The organism is Actinoplanes aureus, from assembly GCF_015704865.1.
Classification (GTDB): Bacteria; Actinomycetota; Actinomycetes; order Mycobacteriales; family Micromonosporaceae; genus Actinoplanes; species Actinoplanes aureus.
Genome location: NZ_JADQTO010000023.1, coordinates 135,215 through 158,897, shown reverse-complemented (window position 1 = coordinate 158,897; position 23,683 = coordinate 135,215). Strand labels below are relative to the sequence as shown.

Here is a 23,683-nt window from a genome sequence, read left to right as displayed (position 1 = left end):
GGTCATCGCACTGGGAGGGGGAACGCCTTCCCCTCCCGGATCCGGATCGATAATGTTCGGTCTGTGACGGATGCGCACGAGCTCGATCCGGAGGTGCACGCCTCGCTCAACACCGAGGTGGCGCACTCCGCGCGGCTGTGGAATTACCTGCTCGGCGGCAAGGACAACTTCGCCGCCGACCGTGAGGCCGCGCAGTACGCGCTGGCCCTGATGCCGGAGCTGGTCCAGTCCGCCCGAGCGAACCGGGAGTTCCTCGGCCGGGCCGTGCGGCATCTGGCCGGCGACGCCGGGATCCGGCAGTTCCTGGACATCGGCACCGGCCTGCCCACCGCGGACAACACCCACGAGGTGGCGCAGCGCGTCGCGGCGGACAGCCGCATCGTCTACGTGGACAACGACCCGATGGTGCTGACACACGCCCGTGCCCTGCTGAACAGCACACCCGAGGGCGCCACCGACTACATCGACGCGGACATCCGGAACACCGGTCTGATCCTCGAGCTGGCCCGGGACACCCTCGACTTCGACCAGCCGACCGCGATCATGCTGCTCGGGATCGTGCCCTTCGTGGTCGACGACGCCGAGGCGTCCCGGGTGGTCCGGGAACTCGTCGACGCGGTGCCGTCCGGCAGCTATCTGGTGATCTCGCACCCGACCAAGGAGGTCAACGGCGCGGCGGTCGAGCAGTCGATGAAGCAGTGGAACGAGAGCGGCGCCGCACCGATCTGCGCCCGCAGCCGCGACCAGATCGCCGCCTTCTTCACCGGCCTGGACCTGCTCGATCCGGGCGTCGTGACGTGCTCGGCGTGGCGACCCGACCCGGCGCACCCGGGCATCACCGACAAGGTCTCCGAGTTCGCCGGAGTCGGCCGCAAACCCTAGACCGCGACGCCGTTGTGCGCGCTCTCGTCGTCGCGGATGTAGACGAGCAGGTCGCCGGTCTCGATGTTGACCGTCTGCTCACCGCCGAGCGGAAGCACCTTGCCCCGGCGGATCAACGCCACCACCAGCGCCGATAGCTCGCGCGGGTTGCGGCCCACCTCGGCCCGCTCGGCCGAGCGCATCGCCAGCGCCATGCCCTGGCCGGGAGTGAGCAGATCCTCCACCACGTCGATCAGCGGCGGGGCGGTCGTGGTCAGGCCCAGCAGGCGACCGGCGGTGGAGGACGAGACGATCACGTGGTGCGCACCGCTCTGTTTCAGCAGGGCGGCGTTCTCCTGCTCACGTACCGCCGCGATGATCCGGACCTGTCCGGCGGTCAGCTGGCGCACGGTGAGCGTGATCAGGACCGAGGCCTCGTCCCGGTCGGTGGCGATGATGACCGACTTGCAGTTCTTCACATCGGCCTCGTTGAGCACCGCGGACCGGGTGGCATCGCCCTCGATCACGACCAACCCGCTGGCCGTCGCCTGGCGGACCCCGGCCTCCCGGTTCTCCACGATGACGATGCGGGACTTGTCGTACCCGGTTTCCAGCAACGCGGCGACCGCGGCCCGGCCCTTCGTGCCGTAGCCGCAGATGATCACGTGATCCTTCAACTTCTGCCTCCACCGGCTGACCCGCAGGCCCTTCCGGTACTGGTCGGTCAGCACCTCCAGTGTGGTGCCGACCAGGATGATCAGGAAGAGCACCCGGGCCGGGGTGATGAACAGGACGTTCACCAGTCGCGCGCTCTGGGTCGCCGGGGTGATGTCGCCGTAGCCCGTGGTGGAGAGCGAGACGACGGCGTAGTAGAAGCAGTCGAGGAGGGTCAGGCCGTCCTCGTTGACGTCCCGGTAACCGTCCCGGTCCGTATAGATCACGGCCACGGCGACGAGCACCAGGGTGCACGCCATCACGAGCCGGACGCCGAGCGCCCGCAGCGGCCCCTGTCGGACCAGCGGTAGATGAATCATGGAACCGCCTGCACGGACACACCCTAACGGTCAAGCTGAAGGTCGCACCTGGAGGAGGCACGATGATTCGCCCTGCGATCTGCCGCGCCGCCGCGGGCGTCCTGCTGGCGGCCACGACGATACTGCCGGCCGGGCCGGCGCGGGGGGCGGTCGTCGACAAGGGGACCCTGCTGGCCCGATGGACCCAACCCACCGCGGCCAGCACGGCCGAGTGGAACGCGGCGCGGCTCGACCGCGAGCAGTGGGCGGCGTACGACTTCGACTGGTCGACCGACTACTGCTCGCACGGTCCGGAGCGGCCGTTCGGCTTCCGGTTCGAGAACGCCTGCTGGCATCACGACTTCGGCTACCGGAACTATCGGGCGGCGGGCACCTTCGAGGCACACAAGCGGCGGCTCGACGAGACCTTCCGGGCTGATCTGCAGCGGACGTGCGACGAGCACGAGAAGCTGGTGCAGCCGGTCTGCAACACGGTGGCCTGGGGTTACTACCAGGCCACCGTACTGCTCGGCGACGCCTAACGGACGATCTGAGCAAACCTGGTCGCGCCGTCCTCCAGGTCCGGGTGCTCCACGGCCAGCGCCATGGCGACCACCTGATCGAAGCCCAGAGCGGCACCGTCGGCGTACGCCGCATCGAACGCCGCATCACCGAGCGCGGTCCGCAGGGCTGCCTGCTGAGCCGACCAGAACGCACCGAACGACTCCGTCCGCCGGGCGCCACGCGCCGTCTCCGCACCGCCGAAGAGCACCGCCGCGGTCGCCGGGTCCCCGCCGAACACGCACCGCACCGCGATCGCGGCGACCGCGTCCGCCGCAGCGCCCCGGAACCCGTGCCGCAGGCGGGAACGCAGCGCCACCACCAGGTGATCGTGGGCCGCGACCAGGTCGCCGCGGCGCAACGCGACCATGCCGAGAAGCCAGTCGACCGCCCGCCGGCCACGATCCTCCGGATGGACGGCCTCCAGCTGGCGGGCGGCACCGAGCAGTTCGGCGGCCTCGACCAGGGCGTTCCGCCGCCAGAGCAGCTCGGCCAGGGTCAGCACGGCCGGCAGCGCGGCGGCCGCCACACCGGACCGCTCCGCCTCGGCGATCACCGAACGGCAGGCCTGTTCCGACGGGTCGCAGGTGCCGTCCGGCTGCACCCGTGCGGCGAGCACCCGGATCAGCAGCGCCGGATCGCCGGACTGGCGCGCCGCCTCCTCCGCCCGGATCAGGTGACGCTCCCGCTCGGAGCGGTCGTCGGACAGGCCGGCGTGCACCAGGTGAGCCCCCGCCAGCTCGGCCGGCGTGACCTCGTCACCGGAGACACCCTGGTAGAGGAGGGAGAGCAGCTCGCGCCCCTCCTGGGCGCCGCCGTGCTCCCGCCACCACGGGTCCAGCGTCTCGGCGAGCCGCAGTCCGGCCCGCACGTCACCGCAGGTCGCGGCCCAGCGCAGGGCGATCTGCCACTCCGGCACGTACGGTCCCAGCTCGGTCAGGGACACCGTGCGCACCTGGCCATCGGTGTCCACCGTGACGCCGTCGAGGATCTGGATAGCCCAGCCGAGGTGCCGGTCGCGGACGGCCGGCTCGTCACCGGCGGCGGCGAGCTGGCGCAGCGCGTACGCCCGTACCTGGTCGGAAAGCCGGTAGCGCGGCCCCGGCACCACCTCGACCAGGGATTTGTCGGCGAGCTCGGAGAGCGCGCTGAGCGCGCCGGCGCCGCACCCCTCGACCGTCGCCAGATCCACCGGGCCGGCGAAGACGGCCATCCGGCGCAGCAGGCCGGCGGCCGGGCTGCCCAGGGTCCGGTAGGACCAGGCGAGATTATTCGCCAGGCTGGCGTGCCGCCCCTCACCCGCGGAATCGTTGTCCAGCGCGCGCAACGGATCGTCCAGACGCCGGGCCAGCTGTTCCGCGGGCAGCAGGCGCAGGCGCGCCGCGGCCAGCTCGATCGCCAGCGGCGATCCCTCCAGGCGGGCCGCGAGCCCGGCCAGCTGCGCCTCCCCGTCGCCGACGCGGCCGCCCTGCGCCGCCGCGGCCCGATCACGCAGCATGGCGAAGGCGTCCGCCGGCACCAGCGGCGGAATCCGCCAGACGGTCTCCCCGCCCAGCCCCAGCGGCGCCCGGCCGGTGGCCACCACGTCCAGCCGGCGGCACCGGCTGAGCAGGCGATGCGCCAGGGTGGCGGTCAGCACCGGCGCCGCGTCACAGGTCTGGAGCAACACCAGCATGCGCCGCTCGGCGCATTGCTCGACCACGGTCTCGATCACCGGACGGCCCGGTTCGGGCCGCAGGCCGAGGGCCGCGGCCAAGGCGCTGGGCAAGCCGTTCGCCGCGGTCGCCGCATCGATCGTCCAAACCCCGTCGGGGTACGCCGGAAGCAGCCGTTCCGCCACGGCCAGGGTGAGCCTCGTCTTGCCGGAACCGCCCGGTCCCACCACCGAGACCAGCCGGTTGTGGCTGATCAGCTCAGCCAGCTCGGCCGACTCCGCACGCCGCCCGACGAAAACACTGTGCTCGGCGGGCAGGTTGTGCCGTGGCGCCTCGGCGGTACGCGGCCGCGGGAAGTCCCGCTCCAGGCCGGGCGCGACCACCTGGAAGATCCGCTCGTCGTCGTCGAAACCCCGGAGCCGGTACGCGCCCAGGTCAAGCAGGTCGACAGCGGCCAGGGTGGTTGCCGCCGGACCGCCGCCGGTGGTGGCATACGTGGCGGTCACGGCCAGCGCGGTCGCCTCGGAGCAGAGGACCTGACCGCCGTGCGCGGCAGCGGACACCCGGGCGGCGCGGTGCACCTCGGCGCTCGCGTATTCCCGGCCGACCGGAGTGGCCTCTCCGGTGTGCAGCCCCATCCGGACTCGCGGCACCGCGTCCCGCCGCGGCCAGTCATGGGCGGACAGTCTCCGCTGCGCCTCGACACATGCCGCCAACGCCGCGTCGGCATTGGCGAACGCCACGAAAAAAGAGTCACCCTCAGTTAGTAGCTCAACACCATCGAAGGCTCTGAGCACAGCGCGTAGCACCGAACGATGCGCACCGAGAACCTCCCGGTACGCCTCACCGAGCATCCGGGCCAGTCGTGTCGAGCCCTCAATGTCGGTGAACACAAAGGTCACCAGACCGCTAGGTAGCTCGCTCCGTCCCGACACGGTTGAACCTCCGCCCCCTTTGTGGAAGTCGCGCCTCATGCTGCCGTATCTCTGTGTCACCGCCCATCGTAGAAACGGACGGTAACCGAATTCCCGCCACAGCCGACCCCGTACGGAGGACAAAGTGATCGCGGCATCGACGGCGGCATACGGGACTACGCGTCTCGTAACGAAAGAGATCGAACGCGGGAAACGCCGCGCTCGGCCAAAACCGTCCGGCCGTTCGGGTGTACCCGTACGAGTCACCGAAAAGGACACGCCCTGCTAGCACCGCCTCACCGCCCGAAGTCGACGGCCTCGTGTCGCCGCGCGGCCCGAAGGGGGGCCGGCCGCGTGGCGCGACAGGTTGGTCAGCAGCCGCAGGCGCCTCCACAGCAGCCGCCACCGCCGGCCGGGGCGGCCGGAGCGCCGCCGCTCCGACCGGTCACGGCGACTGTGGACAGCAGCTTGACGGTGTCGTCATGGCCCTGCGGACAGGCGGCCGGGGCGGCGGCCTCACGCATCGGACGGCTGACCTCGAAGGTGGCGCCACAGGCGCGGCACCGGAACTCATAGCGCGGCATCCGACCAGCGTAGGGCCCCTGCGGCCAACCGCGCACCGGTAGTTGTCCACAGGGTCGCAGCGACGTCCCCGTGGAGTGACATCGACGGGTAGGGTCGATCCCGTGGCGGAGGCGCGGAAGAACCCAGCAGAGCTCCCGGAGCTGCGCTCCGCGGCACCGCATCAGAGCGGGCCGCTGGGGAGCTCCGGCGCGGCGCCGAGCGGTGGCGCTTCGGACAAGCCGGATTCGGCGGCTGCTCCGGCCGACCCAACTCGGCCCGGCGAGGGTTCCGACGGCACGCCGCAGACCGACAGCCGGGCCGATACGGCTGCGGAGCAGCTGGGCGGCCGGGCTGAGACGGCCGAAGAGCAGCCGGGCGGCCGGGCGGAGGCTGACTTCGAGAAGGGCGACGCCTGGGCGGCGCTGGCTCGGACTGCCGAGGCCGCCCGGGTGGCCCTCGCCAAGGCTGCCGGCGGTGGGGAGGCTGGCACGGCGGTGACGGGCTCGGAAGGGGCCGGCGTCGCTGCGGCGGGCGCGGCGACAGGCTGGGGAATGCCGGACGCCGCCAGGACGGGCGCGGCGCCGGGGTCGGCGAACGCGGACGCCGCTAAGGCCGGCGCGGCACCAGCGAGCTCGGAGAAGGCCGACGCCGCTGGGGCGGGCGCCGCGACAGGCTGGGAAAGGCCGGACGCCGCCAGGACAGGCGCGGCGCCAGGGTCGGAGAACGCGGACGCCACTAAGGCCGGCGCGGCACCAGCGAGCTCGGAAAAGGCCGACGCCGCCGCTGGGGCGGGTGCGGCGCCAGGTTCGAAGAAGGCGGACGCCGCAAGGGCAGGCGCGACAACAGGCTCGGAACAGGCGGACGCCGCAAAGGCGGGCGCGACAACAGGCTCGGAACAGGCGGACGCAGCCAAGACCAGCGCGGCGCCGGGCTCGGTGAAGGCGGATGCCACCAAGGACGGCGGTCCGGCCGGATCCGGGGCTGGCGGAGCCGCAGCGGTGAAAGACAGTGCCTCAGTCACCCCGGGGATGGAGAAGGCAGGCTCGGGCGCCGCGGGCAGCTCGGCGAAGGCCGGTGACGGCGCGGCCGGTGACGGCGCGGCCGGTGACGGCGCCAAGCCCGGCGAGCCGGTGCCGGTCGGCGCTGGCGCTGGCGCATCGAAATCGGCGGGGCGCCGCTTCCGCCCGGTGGCTGCTGCCGGGCAAGCCGGGCGGACCACCGCGACCTGGGCGAAAGGCCCCGCCGGCCGGGTGATCCTGCCAGGCATCGTGGTCGTCGCCTTGGTGGTGCTGGCCGCTACCTCCGGCGCCTACCTGGTTCCCCGTGCGCTGGAGGCGGCACCCACGCCGAGCGCCACCCCGACCTTCACAGGCGAGTCCGGTGCGCCCGGCGTGCCCGGCGCACCCGGCGCGCCGGGCTCCAGCTGGGCCGTTCCGTCCGGCCCGCCGGCGTCGGCGGGGGCGTTCCCACCCGGAGCGAGCGCGCCGGCTCCGGGTGCGACCGGGCTGCCCACCGTCCAGCCCACGGCGACCGGCGTCCGGCCGGCCGACGCGCTGGCGACGTGGGCTCAGCAGGTCGGCATGCGGGTCAGCATCCCGGTCGTCGCCGTCCAGGCGTATGGATATGCCGAGCTGGTCGCCGCGAAGCAGACCCCGTCCTGTCATCTGAGCTGGACCACCCTGGCCGCGATCGGAAAGATCGAGTCCGGGCACGGCAGCCATGAGGGCGCGGTGCTCGGCTTCGACGGTGTGGCCCAGCCGACGATCTACGGGCTGCCGTTGGACGGCCAGGGCGGACGCCAGTTGATCAGGGATACCGATCGGGGCGCGCTCGACAAGGACGTGAACTTCGACCGTGCGGTCGGGCCGATGCAGTTCATCCCGGCGACCTGGCAGACGAGCGGGATCGACGCCGACAACGACGGGCAGAAGAACCCGAACGACATCGACGACGCCGCTCTGGCCGCGGCCACCTACCTCTGCCAGGGCGGGCGCGATCTGTCCAAGCCCGAGCTCTGGTGGGAGGCGGTGCTGACCTACAACGACGTCCGGCAGTACGCACAGGACGTTTTCAACACGGCCAATGACTACGGACTGCGAAGCCGCACCTGATGGCATCGCGACGCAGGGTGAGCATGCCCGTACTTTTGCGTGGTCAACCCTTCCCTGAAGGTCGCCCAAACGGCACGATGTACGGGTGAGGGTGCGTGAATGGGATCCCCGCTCCGCGTCCGCGGCCGAGATCCACTCGCTCGTGGAGATGGTCAACGCGGTAATGGCCGCCGATCTTCCCGACGATCCACCCTGGCGAGATGTGCAGGTCCGGGACTATCTGGCCGAGACCATGCCGGGCGAGCGGCGGATCACCTGGATCGCTGAGGACGACCGCGTGCCCGAGGGCGAGGGCCAGATCTACGCCCACGTCAACATTCTGCTGCTCGGTGACATCGGTGTGCTGGAGATCCTGGTCCGGCCGGAGCTACGCCGCCGCGGGCTCGGGCGGCAACTGGTCGCGATGGCGGCCCGCCGGGCGTACCTCGAGGGTTTCTCGTCGATCGGGGTCGAGGCGATCGGCGGCACCTCGGCGATCGCGTTCTACGAGGCGCTCGGCTTCGAGCGTGAGTATGTGGAGACACGCTCCGTGCTCAATCTGGACTCGGTGGACTGGCTGGCCCTGGGTTCGATGGCCAGCGGCATCAGCCCCGGCTACCGGATCGAGTATCACCCCGGGGGCCCGCCGGAATGGCTCCTGGAGGCGTACGCGCAGGCCAAGGCGGAGGCCCAGCACGACGATGACGAGCTCGACCTGGCTCCCCGCTCCTCCGACCCACAGCGGCTGCGCGACTCACTGGACACGCTGCACAAGCGCGGGCTGAAGCCGTACATCGTGCTGGCCATGCACGAGGACACCGGCACGGTGGCGGGGCTGACCGAGGTGGTGGTTCCGGCGCAGCATCCCGAGCGCGCCGACCAGTACGACACGATCGTCGTGCGCGAGCACCGGGGTTACGGCATCGACCGGGCCATCAAGGCGCGGATGCTCTTCGAGTTGCGATCCGCGGAGCCGGACCTGCGCCAGGTCCAGACGTGGAACGCGCAGCACAACGAGTCGATGCTCAAGGTCAATGCCGAGCTGGGCTACCAGTCCGATCGCGACTGGTACGAGTACATCGCCGATGTCACCCAGCTCGTGCAAAGCCTCGAGCCCCGCGACTAGGCGAGCAGCTCAGCCACTTCGGCGGCCCAGTAGGTCAGGGTGATCTGGGCGCCGGCCCGCTTGATCGAGGTGAGCGATTCGAGGATGACCCGCTCCCGGTCGATCCAGCCGTTCGCCGCTGCCGCCTCCACCATCGCGTACTCGCCGGAGACCTGGTAGGCGGCGACCGGCACGGTGACCCGCTCCCGGATCGCGGCGATCACGTCGAGGTACGGCAGCGCCGGCTTGACCATGACGATGTCCGCGCCCTCGGCCACGTCCAGGTCGACCTCGCGCAGCGCGTCCCGCAGGTTCGGCGGGTCCTGCTGGTACTGCCGCCGGTCGCCCTTGAGGGTGGACTCGACCGCCTCACGGAACGGCCCGTAGAAGGCGCCCGCGTACTTCACCGAGTACGCGAGGATCGAGACGTCCTGGTAGCCGGCCTCGTCGAGGGCGCGCCGGACCACACCGACCTGGCCGTCCATCATCCCCGACGGTCCGACCATGTGCGCGCCGGCGGAGGCCTGCGCCACCGCCATCTCGGCGTAGATGTCCAGCGTGGCGTCGTTGTCGACGGATCCGTCCGCGGCCAGGACCCCGCAGTGCCCGTGCGAGGTGAACTCGTCGATGCACAGGTCGCCCATGATCACCGTGGCGTCACCGACCTCGGCCTTCAGGTCACGCAGGCCGACGTTGAGGATGCCGTCCGGGTCGAGTCCGGCAGAGCCGGTCTCGTCCTTGTTGCCGTTCTCCGGCACGCCGAACAGCATCAGGCCGCCGACACCGGCGCTGACCGCGTCGTGCGCGGCCTTACGCAGGGACTCCCGGGTGTGCTGGACGACGCCGGGCAGCGAGCTGATCGGCTTCGGCTCGGTCAGGCCCTCTTTCAGGAACAGGGGCAGGACCAGCTCGGACGGGGCGATCCGGGTTTCCTCGACGAGGCGGCGGATCGCGGGGGTGCGCCGCAGCCGGCGCGGACGGATGTCGGGGAAGGACATCGGACGCTCCCTAAAACCGAAAAGCGCGCCGGCAAGCCGGCGCGCCTTTCATCGAATCAGCGGAATCGGAGGGCGGTCGGCCCCTGGACCTTGGAGCCGCGGCGCTGCTTGGCGGGCATCGCGGCCAGCTTCTCGCGCAGCTCGAGCGCGTACTCGGCGAGCGCCTCGACCAGGTCGGGCACCGAGGCCGCCTGCGGCTGGGTGTCGACCCGGAGGCCGAACTCGACCGCCGTCTCGGCCGTCTTCGGGCCGATCACCGCGACCACGGTACGGGCGTGCGGCTTGCCGGCGATGCCGACCAGGTTCCGCACCGTCGACGACGAGGTGAAGAGCACCGCGTCGAACCCGCCCGACTTGATCGCGTCCCGGATCTCGGCGGGCGGCGGAGCAGCACGCACCGTCCGGTACGCGGTGACGTCGTCGACCTCCCAGCCGCGCTCGATGAGCCCGGCCGCCAGCGTCTCGGTCGCGATGTCGGCGCGCGGCAGCAGCACCCGGCCGACCGGGTCGAGGATCTCGTCGTGCGGCGAGAACTCGGCCAGCAGGCCGTCGCTGGACTGCTCACCGGACGGGATCAGCTCGGGCTGGATGCCGAACGCGCGAACCGCCTCGGCGGTGGCCTCGCCGATGCAGGCGATCTTCACGCCGCCGAAGTGGCGGGCGTCGAGACCGTGCTCGGCGAACTTCTCCCAGACCGCGCGGACCGCGTTCACCGAGGTGAAGATCACCCAGGCGTACCGGCCGTCGACCAGGCCCTTGACCGCGCGCTCCATCTGGGCCGGGGTGCGCGGCGGCTCGACCGCGATGGTCGGCACCTCGCACGGGATCGCACCGTAGGCGCGCAACCGGGCACTCATCGCACCGGCCTGCTCCTTGGTACGCGGGACGAGCACCTTCCAGCCGTACAGCGGCCGGTTCTCCCACCAGCTCAGGGTGTCGCGCTCCGCGACGTCCGAGCCGACCGTGAGGACCACCCGGCCGGTGAAGCCGAGCGCCGCCGCGACGAAGCTGTCCACGGTCGAGGTGGTGGTGTACTGCGTCTCACCGGTGCCGTCGCCGGTCACACCGACCGGCACGCCCGGCTCGACGCCGGCGGCCAGCAGGCCGTCCCGGACGGCGGCGAGGTCACCCGCGTCGACCGCGACCGCGAACGAGCCCTTCTGGGCCGCCGCGGCGAGCGCGTCGAAGTCCAGGGTGGTGATGTCGTCGACGTCGGCGGCGATGCGTACGCCCGGCAGCGGCACACCCGCATACGCGGCGACACCTTCAGCCTGGCCGATACCCGGGATCACCTCGAAGTGCACCGCGGTACGCGCGACCGCCTGCACCTCCTTGACCACCGAGTCGTGGCCGAACGGGTCACCGGCGACCAGGTGCACGGCGGACAGGCCGGACTTCGCGGCGGAGAGCAGCACCTTGGCGACGTCGCCGGGCGCACCCTCGGCCGGGCTGAACTGCGCGTCCTCCTTGGCTGCGGAGCGGATCGCGCTGAGCAGGGACTCGGGCACGCCGCGGTCGTAGACCACCTGGTCGGCATCGGTCAGCGCCGCGTACGCGCGGCGGGTCAGCAACTCCGGGTCGCCGGGTCCGGCGCCGATGAACGCGATGCGTCCGGCTGGCTTACGGGCGGTGCGGGTGGTCATTCTGTGCTCCCCATCAGGGTATCGGCTCCGGCGTCGAGAAGATCGGTGGCGAGTGCCTTGCCGATCTCCGCCGCGCCGGCGGGCGTTCCGGTACGCGACAGTCGGATGGCTCGAAGCCCATCCGGGCTGATCACCGCACCGCGCAGGTATATCTCGTCACCGTTCTCGCCCTCGGCGAGTTCGGCATGTGCCGCGACCGGGGCGGAGCACCCGGCCTCGAGCGTGGCAAGCATCGACCGCTCCGCGATGACGGCGGCGCGGGTCGGTGCGTGGTCGAGTGCGGACAGCAGCCCGACCAGATCGCTGTCGTCGGCCCGGCACTCCACGGCCAGCGCACCCTGAGCCGGGGCGGGCAGCATGAGCATCGGGTCGAGCGTCTCGGTGATCTCCGCCGACCGGCCGAGACGTGCCACACCGGCCCGGGCGATGACGACGGCATCGAGGTCGGCCTCGGGTCCGAGTACCCGGGCGATGCGCGAGTCGACGTTCCCCCGAATCGGCGTGACCTGCAACTCTAGGCCCAAGGCCAGCAGTTGCGCGATACGGCGCACCGCACCGGTACCGATGACCGAGCCGGGCGGGAGCTCCGCCAGGGTCAGTCCGTCGCGGGCGATGAGGGCGTCCCGCGGGTCCTCGCGGCGCGGGACGGCGGCGATGTGCAACCGCGGGTGGTCGGCGGTGGGCAGGTCCTTGTACGAGTGCACGGCGAAATCGATCTCACCGGCGAGCAGGGCGTCCCGCAGAGCGGAGACGAACACGCCCACGCCGAGCTCCACGACCGGCGCCGAGGACTGGTCGCCGGGCGTGACGATCCGCACCAGCTCCACCGGGCGTCCGGTGGCGGCGGTCAGCTCGTCGGCGACCATCCGCGACTGGGTGAGCGCCAGAGCGCTACCACGCGTGCCGAGACGAAGCGGAGGCTGTGACGAAGTCATTACTTCCCTCCGATCTCGGGCACGGCGTTGGCTTGGGTGGCGAGCGGCACGTCCAGGTCGAACAGCTCGCGGAGCAGGGCCGCGTACTGATCTCCGCCGGGCTCGGCGGCAAGCTGCCGGACCCGCACGGTGGGCGAATGCAGCAGCTGCTGGACGACCCGGTGAAGGGTACGGGAAACGTCGGCCCGCTGCTCCTCGGTGAAATCCGGACGCCGGGCGACCAACTTGCGCATCTCGGCCGAGACGACCTCCTCCGCCCGGGTCCGCAGCGCGGCGACGGTCGGGGCGATCTCGGCACCACGCAGCCAGGCGAGGAAGTTGTCCACCTCGCTGGAGACGATCTGCTCGACGGCCGCGGTCTCAGCCGCTGCCGGCAGGGCACGCCGGCTCGCGGCCAGCCCGTCGATGTCGACGACCACCAGGCCGGGAAGGTCGCCCGCGTCGGGCGCCACGTCCCGCGGAACAGCCAGGTCGAGGACGACCAGCTTGTCGTCCTTACGGGCGAGCGTCTTCTGCAAGAGATCGCGGGTGAGCACCGGTTCGGTGGAGGCGGTCGCGCTGACCACGATGTCCACCTCGCCGAGGACCGACTCGAGGTTCTCGAACGGCACCGCCACGGCACCGTACGCCTCGGCCAGCCGGTCGGCCCGCTCCACGCTGCGGTTGGTGATCCGCAGCGGCCCCACCCCGGTACGGGTGAGCGTGGCCACCGACAGCGCACCCATCGCACCAGCCCCGATCACCAGGGCGGAACGCCCGGTCAGGTCACCGCCGAGGTGGTCCGCGGCCACGTCCAGGGCCGCGGTCACGACGCTCTGCCCGGCCCGGTCGATACCGGTCTCGGCGTGCGCCCGCTTGCCGACCCGCAGCGCCTGCTGCATGAGCTCGTGCAGCAGCCGTCCGGCGGAGTCCACCTCGGTCGCCGCGTGGTACGAGTCACGCAGCTGCCCCAGGATCTGGGCCTCGCCGACGACCATCGAGTCGAGGCCGGAGGAAACCCGGAACGAATGCTGTACCGCCGCCTCGCCGTAGTGCACGTAGAGGTGGCCGGCGAGCTCGCTGGCCGGGATGCCGGAGTGCTCGGACAGCACGTTGCAGATGTCACTGAGGCCGCCGTGGAAGCCGCTGACCGCCGCGTACACCTCGACCCGGTTGCAGGTGGAGAGGACGACCGCCTCCCCCACGTACGGCTGCGCGACCAGCTTCTGGAGCAGGTCGGGGACGGCCGTCTCGGCGATGGCGAGCCGTTCCAGGACGGCGACGTCGGCGGTGCGGTACGACGCGCCGATGCTGAGCAGGTTCACGAGCCGACCGCCTCCTGGTTGTCCGCCTCGGCTGTCCGGCCACCCGGAAGCGCGGTCAGGGACGCCTTGCGGTGTTCATGGAACGACAGGATCTGGAGCTCGATGGCGAGGTCCACCTTCCGCACATCGACGTTGGGCGGCACCGCGAGGACGCCGGGCGCGAAGTTCAGGATGCTTGTCACACCGGCCGCGACCAGTGCGTCGGCCACCGCCTGCGCGGTGCCCGGCGGGGTGGCGATGACACCGATCGCGATCGACTCCTCGGCAGCGACCCGGTCCAGCTCGTCGATGTGCTGCACGGTGAGCCCGTTGATCCGCTCACCCACCTTCTTCGGATCCGCGTCGAAGAGCGCGACCACGCGGAACCCACGGCTGGCGAAACCGGCGTAACCGGCCAGCGCGTGCCCGAGGTTACCGACACCGACCAGGCAGACCGCCCGGTTCTTGTCCAGGCCGAGGATGTACTCGATCTGGTCGACCAGCAGGGTGACGTCGTAGCCGACCCCACGTGTCCCATATGACCCCAGGTGCGAGAGGTCCTTGCGAAGTTTGGCGGAATTCACCCCGGCGGCGGCCGCGAGTCCCTCGCTGGAGACGGTCTCGGCGCCGGTCTCGGCGAGGTGATGGAGGGCGCGCAGGTACTCGGGCAGTCGCGCGATGGTCGCCTCCGGTAGATCCGGGAAGGCCGGGACGCCACCGGCTTCGCCGGGCGTGCTTCCGTGACGATGCTGACTCATCTGACTCCGTGCCGACGAGGCGAACCTGCGGTGAGCCCTGTCTGTGCGATACCGGTGAAACCCTCGTGGGGCGACTGTGGTAGCGGGGCTCGTCGGAGTCACAGAGTAGGCGCTTGTGAAGGCGTGCACAAATCGCGATCTTGTCGGGACAATTGGACAAGATCGACCCGGCTGTGTTAGCCGAGCCGACCTGTCGAGTATTACCGCTTGTACCCCACCAGGGCCACCTGGCTCAGAGTGACATGGCCATCTTTACGGCATCCACGAGCGTGTCGGCCACCGGACGACCGGATCCGCGCAACCGCTCCGGATGCGTGAACCCGCCGGCGTAGAGGACCGCCTTCCCACCCACCGACTCGGCCGCGTCGGCATCGTCGAGCGAGTCACCGATCATCACCACGTCGCGGCCGGCCACCCCGATCTCGTCCAGGTGGGCGGCGAGGTGAGCGGCCTTGAACCCGCCGCCCAGCTCGGCCCGCAGCCCGTCGATCCGGGTGAACATGCCGGTCAGCCCGTAGGACTCGACCGCCGGGACCAGCTCGCTGTGGAACCACATGGACAGCAGCGACTGGCTGCCCGGCCAGGTCTTGATCGCGATCTGCGCGTCGGCGGCCAGCGCGACGTCGGTCAGCCCGACCCGGTACGCGTCGTGAAAGATCCGGTCCAGCCGGCCGAACTCCTCGGCGTCGATGGCCCGGCCGAGCATCTCGGCGTAGAACTCGGCGACCGGCCGCCGGAACGCCAGCCGGTGCTCGTCGGGGCCCACGTCCCGGCCGCCGACCGAGGAGAAAGCGATGTTGGTCGACGACACCACCAGGTGAAGATCGTCGAGAAGGGTTCCGTTCCAGTCCCAGACCAGGTGCTTTGACGTCACGAGAAGCGAGGCTACAACCGGGGCTCACCAGGCTGTCGAGCCAAATCCCGCAGCAGGCGGTCCTCCTCGATACGCCAGTAGCCGTGCTCCTTGCCGTCCAGCAGCAGCACCGGCACCCGGTCGCCGTAGTCGCGTTCCAGCTCGATGTCGGAGTCGACGTCGACCTTCGTCCACTGTCCGGGCGCGATCCGGTCCAGCGTCTGCTCGGCCACCTCGCACAGATGACAACCCACCCGGCTGATCAGGGTGAGACGGTTCGTCATGACAGTTCCCTCTTCCGGATCTTGCCGATCGGCGACCGGGGCAGCTCGGCCACCAGCTCGATGCCGGGCAGCTTGAACCGGGCCAGCCGGGCCGCGCAGTACACCTGCAACTCGGTCACACTGGGCGGCGGGTCACCGATGGGCACGACATATGCGTACGGCCGCTGGCCCGCCTCCGGATCGGGCACCCCGACCACGGCCGCGGCCGCCACCTGCGGATGCGCGTCCAGCACCCGTTCTATCTCGGCTGGGTACACGTTGAACCCGTTCACCAGGATCAGCTCACCGATCCGGTCGACCAGGACGAGGTCGCCGTCGGCGTCCGCGTACGCGATGTCGCCGGTCGGCCACCAGCCGTCCGGGTCCGGACCACCGCTGCCGTCCGGCCAGTAACCGGAGAAGAGGTTCGGCCCGCGCACCACGATCTCGCCCGGGTCGGTTCCGGCCGACACGGCGACGGCCAGGTCCAGCTCGGCCAGATCCTCCTCGACCGACGCGGTGCCGTCCCGCCACAACTCGAGGCTGGCCGACGTCCGCAGAAGCAGCTCGACCCCGGGCAACGGCCGGCCGATCGAGCCGCTCTTGTCCCGGTGACTGACCGCCGTCGTGGTCAGCACGGGTGCCGACTCGGTCAACCCGTACCCGATCAGGATGCTCTTGCCGGTCAGCGCCCGGAAGCGCGCTGCGATGCGCGCGTCCAGCGGCGCCGCGCCACAGACCGCGGTCCGCAGGCCGCGCAGCGCATCGCCCGCCTCCGGCGCCCTGGTCCACGCCAGATACATGCCGGGCACGCCGACCGTCACGGTGACCCGGTGTGCGGCGATCAGCTCCAGCGAGTCCGCCGGATCGAAACGCTCGACCAGGACGCCGGTCGCCGCGTGGTGCGCGACCGTGCCGAGCCCGGTGTTCAGCCCGTAGGCGTGGAAGAACGGCACCGCGAGCAGCACCACGTCGTCCGGACCCACCACCGGCGGCTCGATCCGGTCCAGCTGGTCATGGTTGGCGGCGAGCGCGGCGTGGGTCAGCATCGCGCCCTTCGGGCGCCCGCTGGTGCCCGAGGTGTAGAGCAACACCGCGAGATCTCCGGCACGCACGTCCGGCAGTGCGACCTCCGGGCCGTCCACCTTCATCGGTACGCGCACAGCACGGTCCCCGGACTCCCCGACGATCAGGCTCGCACCCGAGTCGGTGATCGCGTACTCCAGCTCGTCCGTCGTGTAGCCGGGGTTGAGCGGCACGGCGACGCGACCGGCCCGCAGGATTCCGAAGTAGGCGACCGCGAATTCCACGGTGTTGCCGAGCAGGATGGCGATCCGGTCTCCCGGCGCGGTCCGGGAGGCCACCCAGCGGGCCGCCGTGGACACCCGGGTGTCCAATTCCGCCCAGCCGACGACCGTCTCACCGGAGATCAACGCGAGCTTGTCCGGACTGCGGCGCGCGGCCTCGGAGACCGCGTCTTTGGCGGGCACAGCGCGGGCGGGTTCCTCCACGAGGCCCGAGTTTGGCACAAAACGGCTGCTGGCGGGATGCCGGACAGCCGGTGCGGTCCCCGGCACCGCGGCTCGATGAGGGTGGGAGGAGCTCCGGGCGTCGCGTTTGATCATATTCGCGGCTTTGCGCGCAGCGCACACGGTGTGCGACTCGGTGTGTCCGAACTCGGTGATACTTCCGCTCTGTGTAACGGAATCCACACCAACGGGTGAGGTCAACCAGCGATTCAGCGGGTTGCCCCACCCCTTTTGTTGTGAGTGACCACCCTCATCCCGAGGAGGCCGCTGTGCCACAAAACGCACGGAATCACGGCGAATCCCTGTCTGGCGGGACGGATTCGCGGTCGACACTCCAGGCCCGCCGGGTTGAGGAGGCGAAGTGACGCATGTGTACGCCGAGGACCCGTTCCACCGCGACGTCCTCGCGGCACGGCTCGCGCTCTCCCAAGGCTTGAACGCCCTGCGCGAGTCAGTGAATCCCCCATGGCCGTCGGCCGGTGCCGGGCACCGCCGACCCAGCCACGTCGAAAACGACTCGTTCGGAGGCACCATCGTCAACGCGATCCGCGGAGACAGCCCGAAGCAGACCGGCAGCCGCCGGACACCGAACGGGCCACCGGCCGTCGCCCAACCGCACGCGGGCAAGGGCAAGTTCGGCGGCCGGGTCGGTACGCCCCGGCCGCCGGCTCAGCCCACCGCCGGCCAGCGGTCCAACATCGGCGAGTCCGAGACGGTCGCCGGCGACCACACCGTGGTGCTGCCGACGCAGAGCACCACCGGGCCGCCGACCGAATCCGCCCCGCCGAAGCATCCGGCCCGGCCGGACCGGTCGGACCCGGCCGCCGAGGTGTGGGCGCTGGTGGAACGGGCTCAGGCCGGCGAGTCCGAGGCGTTCGGGCTGATCTACGACCGCTACGTCGACACGGTGTTCCGCTTCGTCTACTTCCGGGTCGGCAACCGGCAGCTGGCCGAGGACCTGACCTCGGACACCTTCCTGCGTGCCCTCAAGCGCATCGGCAGCTTCACCTGGCAGGGCCGCGACCTCGGCGCATGGCTGGTCACCATCGCCCGCAACCTGGTCGCCGACCACTTCAAGTCGGGCCGGTACCGGCTCGAGGTCACCACCGGCGACGTCCTGGACGCCGACCGGGAGGACCGCGGCCCGGAGGGCAGCCCGGAGTCTGCGGTGGTCGACCACATCACCAATGTCGCACTGCTCACCGCGGTCAAGCAGCTCAACCCGGAACAGCAGGAGTGCATCGTGCTCCGGTTCCTCCAGGGCTTCTCGGTCGCCGAGACCGCGCAGACCATGGGCAAGAACGAGGGCGCCATCAAGGCTCTGCAATACCGGGCCGTACGAGCACTCAACCGGCTCCTGCCGGAAGGGTTCCAATCTTGATCGAGCGCTTGTCACTGAACCGGGGTGCTCTGTCGATCTCTGATACCCGATGGCGACGTCACACACCCGTAACCGGGGCCGCGTGTCGCGCGTTTGTCCGGATGCGACCCCCAGCCGTGACCCACGGTCCGGTCGCCGACGTCGGCCCGCAGGCCGGCGAGACAGTCACGAGCGAGGGGAGGTGCCCACGGTGAAGTTCGATTTTTGGGACCGCCGGAGCGCCGAGCGCTTCGCGGAACTACTCGACGAGGCCGGCGGCGCCCGTCGGCACCACACCCGTGGCCATGCCGACGTGGAGCTCGACCGGCTGGTGGCCATCGGCAACCGCCTCACCGCGGCCCGGCCCGGCGCACCGGTCGACTCCGAGTTCCGCGTCGGCCTGCGCGCCATGCTGGTCGCGACGGCCGAACGGGACGGCATCGGCCGGACCGCGGCCGACGACGAGTTCGATCCGGTTCCCGAGGTCGCCGACGGGGCACGCCGCTCCATCTTCGGCCGCCGGATCCGGGCCCGTGGCGCGATCGTGATCGGCGTGGCCGCCGGTGCGATGGCCGTCTCCGGGATCTCCGCGGCGAGCGAGAGCGCGTCGCCCGGTGACGCTCTGTACGGCGTCAAACGCTCCACCGAGCGCGCCCAGCTGGCGATCGCCGGTTCGGACGTGACGCGGGGGCAGCTGTCGCTGGACTTCGCGCGGAACCGGCTCACCGAAGCGGTCGCCATGGACGGCGAGGATCCCGCTTTCGGCAGGGTGCTGGACGACATGGACGCCGACACCCGCAAGGGCGTACGGCTGCTCACCACGTCCGCCGTGGCACACAAGGACACAAAGCCGCTCACCACACTGGACGGCTTCGTCGACGGGCAGCGAGACGCCTTCGCACCGGCGCTGGACGGGCTCTCCCCGGCCAACCGGGACCGTGCGCTCACCTCGCTGGCCCTGCTCGAGGACGTGACGGGCCGTACCGAGGCGCTGCGGAACGGGGTCCGTTGTGAACGGATCACGCCGGCCGGCTCCGACGAGCTCGGGCCGAGGCTGCGCGACTGTGCGGGCGACGGCCAGGGAAGCAACGCGGGTTCCGGAACGCAGCAGGGGCACAACGGCAAGGGCACCAACAGCAAGCAGGACGGCCGGACGGCCGGGCCGAAGCCGGCGAAGAGCGGCTCCACGGCCGAGCCGGACGCCACGAACGGCGTGACCGCGCCGGGTCTCGGAAACTCGCCGATGCCGGGCGGCAAGCCGGCGATCGGGAGCGTCAAGCCCAGCCCGTCGGGGTCGACGACCACGCCGGTGCCCGCCGACGCCGAGGACGGTGTCCTGGGCGGACTGCTGGGCGACCTGTTCTGAGAATTCCGTAAGGCAGCTGGCGAGGGGCGGTGCCGGAGTGAAACTCCGGGGCCGCCCCTCAAGCGTCACTATAGGACGGTCCGGACCGACTCGTCACGGCCCGAACGGGTCCGGCCGCTTCTCCAGCAATTCGTGCAGGGTCGCCTGGATCGTCTCGCGGACCTGGTCGGCGAGGTTGTAGACGACCAGCGGGTCATCGGCGAACTCGGTCAGGTGCGCGGTCGGGATCGGCGGGCAGAACTGGATCAGCCACTTGCTGGGCAGCGGCACCAGGCCGAGTGGTCCCAGCCACGGGAAGGTCGGCGTGACCGGGAAGTACGGCACGCCGAGGAGCCGGGCCAGCGGCTTCAGGTCGGCCAGGATCGGATAGATCTCCTCGGCGCCGACGATGGCGACCGGGATGATCGGCGTACCGGTACGCAGCGCGGCCGAGACGAACCCGCCGCGACCGAAACGCTGGAGTTTGTACCGGTCCGCGAAGCGCTTCCCGATGCCCTTGAAGCCCTCCGGGAAGACGCCGACGAGCTGCCCGCTGGTCATCAGCCGCTCGGCGTCCGGGTTGCAGGCCACGGTCGCGCCGGCCGCCCGGGCCAGTTCGCTCATCACCGGCATCCGGAAGACCAGGTCGGCGCCGAGCAGGCGCAGGTGCCGGTCGTTCGGGTGCTTGTCGCGCAGGGCGACGGTCAGCATCAGGGCGTCCAGCGCGATGGTCCCGGAGTGGTTGCCCACCACCAGACCGCCGCCATCGGCCGGCACGTTCTCGATCCCGAGCACCTCGGTCCGGAACCAGTCCCGGTACAGGATCTTCAGCATCGGGTGGAACAGCGCGTCGGCCAGCTCCGGGTCGAAGCCGAAGTCGTCCACCTCGTACGACCCGGCGAGCCGGCGGCGCAGGAACGCGAGGCCCTTGGCGACCCGTTGGTCCCAGACGTCCACGGTGTCGCCGGCGGCCTGCACCGCCGAGGACTCTGCCACGGGCACCTCCGGGATCGGCCGGCGCCCGTTGACCCGCTGCGCCGGAGCGGGCGCGGGCAGCCGGAACTCGGCGTGCCCGGGCAGCATGTCGCGATACTCGTGCTGGCTCATGCCGCCACCTCCGGTTCGCCGCGGCGTCGCCACGAGTGCAAGACCGAGCTCATGGCTGGTCCCGTCCGGCCGGAGCCGACTCCGCGACGGAGACCTCGGCCGCCGCCCGGACCCGGCGGATGCCGTCCAGGATCGTCCGCTCGGCGGCGGCGAGCCGGTCCGCGGTGAGCGTGGAACCGGCCACGTGCGCCTTGATGAATTCGTCGAACGCGGCCGCCGTGGTGCGCGGGGTGAAACCGAACTCACGGATCAGTCGGGTGGTGTCCACCACCCGACCGTGCACGAAGAGGTCGATCTGGTCCAGACCGATCTGCTCGACGCCGAGGTTGCGCAGCAACGCGGCGCCGGTGGAGAGGGCCGACTCGGGCAGCGGCAGGGCGATGCGGCCGGCCCGGCGGACCGCCTGGGCGAGCATCAGCACGCCCTCGCCCGCGACGTTGAAGGTGCCCGGATGGTCCTCGGTCACCGACCGGTGCAGGATCTCCAGCGCGTCCTCGACGTGCACGAACTGAAGCCGGGCGTCGCGGCCGAGCACGGTCGGGACCAGGGGCTGGGAGAAGTAGCGGGTCAGCGACGTCTCGGCGGACGAGCTGATCATCGGGGCGAACCGCAGCACCGTGGCCGAGACCTCGGGCCGGCGGCGGCGGAACCCCCGGACGTACCCCTCGATGTCGAGGATGTCGCGGGCGAACGGACCCCGGGGAACGGCACGGGGTTCGGTGTCCTCGGTGAAGACCGCGGGATCGCGGAACGACGCGCCGTACGCCGCCGTGGACGAGCGCACCACGATTTTGCGCAAACGGGTGGTGCCCTGCGCGGCGGCCAGCACCTGCATGGTGCCGATGACGTTCTGTTCCTTCATCGCCGCGCGGCCGCCGTGCTGCGGGTCCGGCACGCTGGTCACGGCCAGGTGCACGACCGCCTCGGCGCCGAGGTCGGCGATCGCCTCGGTGGCCGCGCGCGCGTCGGCCCGGATCCGCTCCACGCCGTCGAGCAGGCCGAGAAGGCCTGCGGGCGGGTCATGCGGATCCAGGCCGACGACACGGTCGATCCGGGGATCAGCGGCGAGGCGTGCGGCCACCCGAGCGCCGATATAGCGGCTGACTCCGGTGACCACGACAACGCTGGGCGGTGAGGTCACCACGGGTGCACCTTTCGATGCGAAGCCTCGGAAAGGGTCGGCAAGAGCCGGCGAAGGCCAGGAGATCCTCCTGGCCGGCCGTCACTTGCCGAGACGGCGACGCTGGACGCGGGTCTTGCGCAGCAGCTTGCGGTGCTTCTTCTTCGCCATACGCTTGCGGCGCTTCTTGACCACGGAGCCCATACGAAAAGCCTCTCGAAACCATGTGAGTGGGACCAGCGTGCGGCCGGACCCGGACTGGACGGGGTCCCGGGCAGCGGCGCCGCCTGACACGGCACGCGAGAACCCGGGAACCAACCGGTCCAGCGTACCGGCCCGCCCCTACCGGGCCAACACGACCCCGGCGTCAGGCGCTCTGCGAGAAGGCGCCACGCAGATACTCGTGAACCGCGTGCTCGGGCACCCGGAACGAGCGGCCGACCCGGACCGCGGTGAGATCACCGCCGTGCACGAGCCGGTAGACGGTCATCTTGGAAACCCGCATGAGGGCGGCCACCTCGGCCACCGTCAGGAACCGCACCTCCGAGAGCCGTTCCTCGGTCTGGGCTGGACCCGTCATCGCGTCGCACCGATCCTTTCGCAGGCACGATCCGCCATGACCGGCCCAGTGGCGCCGCGGCAGATTACGTGCGTGTCATCAGAACGGTATCGATACGGCTGTGACCAACGCGATACGTTCCGTGAAATGCCCACAAAAAGTCAAGGTCGACACGCCGGTTTCGGGCTGGAATCGCCCAAATGCGTTACTTCTTCGAGGTGACGGCCCGGGCCAGGAAGGCAACGTTCGCCGGGCGCTCGGCGAGACGGCGCATCAGGTAGCCGTACCACTGCTCGCCGTAGGGCAGGTAAATCCGCACGGTGTGGCCGCCGGCCGCCAGCCGGGCCTGCTCCTCCGGGCGTACGCCGTAGAGCAGCTGGAACTCGTACTCGCCGGTGGAGCGGTCGAACCAGCGGGCCCGGTCCTCGGCGATCGCGATCAGCCGGGGGTCGTGGGTGGCCACCATCGGGTAGCCCTCGCCGGACATCAGGATGTTCAGGCACCGCACGTACGACTTGTCGACGTCCAGCGCCGACTGGAAGGCCACCGACTCCGGTTCCGCGTACGCGCCCTTGCAGAGCCGCACCCGCGACCCGGCCGTCGCCAGCTCCCGGCAGTCCCCCTCGGTCCGCCGCAGGTACGCCTGGAGCACCGCACCCGTCGACGGAAAGTCCCGCCGCAACTCCACCAGCGTCTCCAGGGTCGCGTCCGTGGTGGTGTGGTCCTCCGCGTCCAGCGTCACGCTGGTGCCCGCTTCGGTGGCGGCGGCACAGATCGCGTGCGCGTGCTCGTACGCCGCCTTGTCGTCGATCTGCTGACCCAGGGCCGAAAGCTTCACGCTCACCTCGGCCGCCGGAGTGAGACCGGCGTCGCGCAAGCGACGCAGCACGGCGACGTACTCGTCCCGGACCGCCGCCGCCTGCTCCATCGTGCGGGTGTCCTCACCCAGATGATCGAGGCTGACGGCCAGACCGTCGTCGGCCAGTTCCCGGCTCACCCGCAGTGCGTCGTCGGCGCTGCGGCCGGCGACGAACCGCCGCACGACCGCCTTGCTGACGGGCACGGACTCGACCAGCCGCTCGAGATGAGAAGAACCGGCCGCGGCGAGAAACAGGGAACGGAACATGCGCCGAGCGTAACGTCCGGCCCGGCACCCGGCGCCGCGGT

22 protein-coding genes are annotated in these 23,683 nt (G+C 71.0%); 6 read left to right on the top strand and 16 right to left on the bottom strand.

All coding sequences use genetic code 11. The features are described 5' to 3' along the window. Positions 1–45 precede the first annotated feature (45 nt). The gene (locus I4J89_RS36375) at positions 46–882 is read left to right on the top strand and encodes an SAM-dependent methyltransferase (protein WP_373688189.1); all 837 of its coding nucleotides are present in this window, start codon (positions 46–48) and stop codon (positions 880–882) included. On the opposite strand, the gene I4J89_RS36370 is transcribed toward I4J89_RS36375, so the two are convergent. After that, the gene (locus I4J89_RS36370; RefSeq protein WP_196418703.1) at positions 879–1,895 is read right to left on the bottom strand and encodes a potassium channel family protein; all 1,017 of its coding nucleotides are present in this window, start codon (positions 1,893–1,895) and stop codon (positions 879–881) included. The two genes, I4J89_RS36375 and I4J89_RS36370, sit on opposite strands and share 4 nt — an antisense overlap. A 62-nt stretch (positions 1,896–1,957) precedes the next feature. Between I4J89_RS36370 and I4J89_RS36365 the strand changes: the two genes are divergently transcribed. Then, complete coding sequence (locus I4J89_RS36365) at positions 1,958–2,416, top strand: phospholipase (RefSeq protein ID WP_196418702.1); 459 nt, start codon at positions 1,958–1,960, stop codon at positions 2,414–2,416. Here I4J89_RS36365 and I4J89_RS36360 read toward each other — a convergent pair. Together I4J89_RS36360 and I4J89_RS36355 are read right to left on the bottom strand one after the other, a co-directional pair. Next, a complete protein-coding gene (locus tag I4J89_RS36360; protein ID WP_230860197.1) occupies positions 2,413–5,064 on the bottom strand; it encodes an adenylate/guanylate cyclase domain-containing protein in 2,652 nt (883 codons plus the stop codon). The genes I4J89_RS36365 and I4J89_RS36360 overlap by 4 nt on opposite strands. Before the next feature lie 311 nt (positions 5,065–5,375). Then, entirely contained in the window at positions 5,376–5,588 is a 213-nt protein-coding gene (locus tag I4J89_RS36355; RefSeq protein WP_196418700.1) for an FmdB family zinc ribbon protein, read from the bottom strand. Between the two features lie 978 nt (positions 5,589–6,566). Here I4J89_RS36355 and I4J89_RS51725 point away from each other — a divergent pair. Beyond that, complete coding sequence (locus I4J89_RS51725; protein ID WP_196418699.1) at positions 6,567–7,679, top strand: lytic murein transglycosylase; 1,113 nt, start codon at positions 6,567–6,569, stop codon at positions 7,677–7,679. 148 nt (positions 7,680–7,827) lie between these two features. Then, the gene (locus tag I4J89_RS36345; RefSeq protein ID WP_196418736.1) at positions 7,828–8,784 is read left to right on the top strand and encodes a GNAT family N-acetyltransferase; all 957 of its coding nucleotides are present in this window, start codon (positions 7,828–7,830) and stop codon (positions 8,782–8,784) included. On the opposite strand, the gene hemB is transcribed toward I4J89_RS36345, so the two are convergent. From hemB to I4J89_RS36305, 8 genes are all read right to left on the bottom strand, one after another. Continuing rightward, complete coding sequence (gene hemB / locus I4J89_RS36340) at positions 8,781–9,761, bottom strand: porphobilinogen synthase (protein WP_196418698.1); 981 nt, start codon at positions 9,759–9,761, stop codon at positions 8,781–8,783. The genes I4J89_RS36345 and hemB overlap by 4 nt on opposite strands. Before the next feature lie 56 nt (positions 9,762–9,817). Further along, positions 9,818–11,404 carry a bifunctional uroporphyrinogen-III C-methyltransferase/uroporphyrinogen-III synthase gene (locus tag I4J89_RS36335; RefSeq protein ID WP_196418697.1) on the bottom strand — a complete coding sequence of 529 codons (1,587 nt, stop codon included), beginning with the start codon at positions 11,402–11,404 and terminating at the stop codon, positions 9,818–9,820. Beyond that, on the bottom strand, positions 11,401–12,339 hold the full coding sequence (gene hemC / locus I4J89_RS36330) for a hydroxymethylbilane synthase (RefSeq protein ID WP_196418696.1): 939 nt from the start codon (positions 12,337–12,339) through the stop codon (positions 11,401–11,403). Before hemC ends, I4J89_RS36335 begins: the two co-directional genes overlap by 4 nt. Continuing rightward, complete coding sequence (locus tag I4J89_RS36325) at positions 12,339–13,643, bottom strand: glutamyl-tRNA reductase (protein WP_196418695.1); 1,305 nt, start codon at positions 13,641–13,643, stop codon at positions 12,339–12,341. The genes hemC and I4J89_RS36325 overlap by 1 nt, the downstream gene beginning before the upstream one ends. Continuing rightward, positions 13,640–14,380: a redox-sensing transcriptional repressor Rex gene (locus tag I4J89_RS36320; protein ID WP_196418694.1), complete on the bottom strand. Its 741-nt coding sequence runs from the start codon at positions 14,378–14,380 to the stop codon at positions 13,640–13,642. Before I4J89_RS36320 ends, I4J89_RS36325 begins: the two co-directional genes overlap by 4 nt. A 232-nt stretch (positions 14,381–14,612) precedes the next feature. Further along, positions 14,613–15,254 carry an HAD family hydrolase gene (locus I4J89_RS36315; protein ID WP_196418693.1) on the bottom strand — a complete coding sequence of 214 codons (642 nt, stop codon included), beginning with the start codon at positions 15,252–15,254 and terminating at the stop codon, positions 14,613–14,615. An 11-nt stretch (positions 15,255–15,265) separates the two neighbouring features. Then, positions 15,266–15,517, bottom strand: coding sequence for a glutaredoxin family protein (locus I4J89_RS36310; RefSeq protein WP_196418692.1), 252 nt, complete (start codon positions 15,515–15,517; stop codon positions 15,266–15,268). Continuing rightward, positions 15,514–17,007, bottom strand: a complete 1,494-nt coding sequence (locus tag I4J89_RS36305) for a class I adenylate-forming enzyme family protein (RefSeq protein WP_309238617.1) — start codon at positions 17,005–17,007, stop codon at positions 15,514–15,516. The genes I4J89_RS36310 and I4J89_RS36305 overlap by 4 nt, the downstream gene beginning before the upstream one ends. A 451-nt stretch (positions 17,008–17,458) precedes the next feature. Between I4J89_RS36305 and I4J89_RS36300 the strand changes: the two genes are divergently transcribed. Then, a complete protein-coding gene (locus tag I4J89_RS36300) occupies positions 17,459–18,406 on the top strand; it encodes an ECF subfamily RNA polymerase sigma factor, BldN family (protein ID WP_373688188.1) in 948 nt (315 codons plus the stop codon). A 190-nt stretch (positions 18,407–18,596) separates the two neighbouring features. Further along, positions 18,597–19,751, top strand: coding sequence for a DUF5667 domain-containing protein (locus I4J89_RS36295; protein WP_309238616.1), 1,155 nt, complete (start codon positions 18,597–18,599; stop codon positions 19,749–19,751). Between the two features lie 93 nt (positions 19,752–19,844). Here the strand turns inward: I4J89_RS36295 and I4J89_RS36290 are convergent, their stop codons facing one another. From I4J89_RS36290 to I4J89_RS36270, 5 genes are all read right to left on the bottom strand, one after another. Continuing rightward, positions 19,845–20,837: a lysophospholipid acyltransferase family protein gene (locus I4J89_RS36290; RefSeq protein ID WP_196418688.1), complete on the bottom strand. Its 993-nt coding sequence runs from the start codon at positions 20,835–20,837 to the stop codon at positions 19,845–19,847. 49 nt (positions 20,838–20,886) lie between these two features. Further along, positions 20,887–21,981 carry an NAD-dependent epimerase/dehydratase family protein gene (locus I4J89_RS36285; protein WP_196418687.1) on the bottom strand — a complete coding sequence of 365 codons (1,095 nt, stop codon included), beginning with the start codon at positions 21,979–21,981 and terminating at the stop codon, positions 20,887–20,889. Positions 21,982–22,059: 78 nt separating this feature from the next. Then, on the bottom strand, positions 22,060–22,161 hold the full coding sequence (locus I4J89_RS36280; RefSeq protein ID WP_007465623.1) for a 30S ribosomal protein bS22: 102 nt from the start codon (positions 22,159–22,161) through the stop codon (positions 22,060–22,062). Between the two features lie 163 nt (positions 22,162–22,324). After that, complete coding sequence (locus tag I4J89_RS36275) at positions 22,325–22,537, bottom strand: helix-turn-helix domain-containing protein (RefSeq protein WP_014447695.1); 213 nt, start codon at positions 22,535–22,537, stop codon at positions 22,325–22,327. Positions 22,538–22,721: 184 nt separating this feature from the next. Next, entirely contained in the window at positions 22,722–23,642 is a 921-nt protein-coding gene (locus I4J89_RS36270) for a proline dehydrogenase family protein (RefSeq protein ID WP_196418686.1), read from the bottom strand. Positions 23,643–23,683: the final 41 nt, after the last annotated feature.

Coding starts and splice junctions, on each gene's coding strand:
- I4J89_RS36290 (WP_196418688.1), bottom strand. CDS start 20,837: ATGAGCCAGCACGAGTATCGCGACATGCTGCCCGGGCACGCCGAGTTC.
- I4J89_RS36335 (WP_196418697.1), bottom strand. CDS start 11,404: ATGACCACCCGCACCGCCCGTAAGCCAGCCGGACGCATCGCGTTCATC.
- I4J89_RS36275 (WP_014447695.1), bottom strand. CDS start 22,537: ATGACGGGTCCAGCCCAGACCGAGGAACGGCTCTCGGAGGTGCGGTTC.
- hemB (WP_196418698.1), bottom strand. CDS start 9,761: ATGTCCTTCCCCGACATCCGTCCGCGCCGGCTGCGGCGCACCCCCGCG.
- I4J89_RS36280 (WP_007465623.1), bottom strand. CDS start 22,161: ATGGGCTCCGTGGTCAAGAAGCGCCGCAAGCGTATGGCGAAGAAGAAG.
- I4J89_RS36270 (WP_196418686.1), bottom strand. CDS start 23,642: ATGTTCCGTTCCCTGTTTCTCGCCGCGGCCGGTTCTTCTCATCTCGAG.
- I4J89_RS36320 (WP_196418694.1), bottom strand. CDS start 14,380: ATGAGTCAGCATCGTCACGGAAGCACGCCCGGCGAAGCCGGTGGCGTC.
- I4J89_RS36360 (WP_230860197.1), bottom strand. CDS start 5,064: ATGAGGCGCGACTTCCACAAAGGGGGCGGAGGTTCAACCGTGTCGGGA.
- I4J89_RS36370 (WP_196418703.1), bottom strand. CDS start 1,895: ATGATTCATCTACCGCTGGTCCGACAGGGGCCGCTGCGGGCGCTCGGC.
- hemC (WP_196418696.1), bottom strand. CDS start 12,339: ATGACTTCGTCACAGCCTCCGCTTCGTCTCGGCACGCGTGGTAGCGCT.
- I4J89_RS36355 (WP_196418700.1), bottom strand. CDS start 5,588: ATGCCGCGCTATGAGTTCCGGTGCCGCGCCTGTGGCGCCACCTTCGAG.
- I4J89_RS36345 (WP_196418736.1), top strand. CDS start 7,828: ATGGTCAACGCGGTAATGGCCGCCGATCTTCCCGACGATCCACCCTGG.
- I4J89_RS36310 (WP_196418692.1), bottom strand. CDS start 15,517: ATGACGAACCGTCTCACCCTGATCAGCCGGGTGGGTTGTCATCTGTGC.
- I4J89_RS36365 (WP_196418702.1), top strand. CDS start 1,958: ATGATTCGCCCTGCGATCTGCCGCGCCGCCGCGGGCGTCCTGCTGGCG.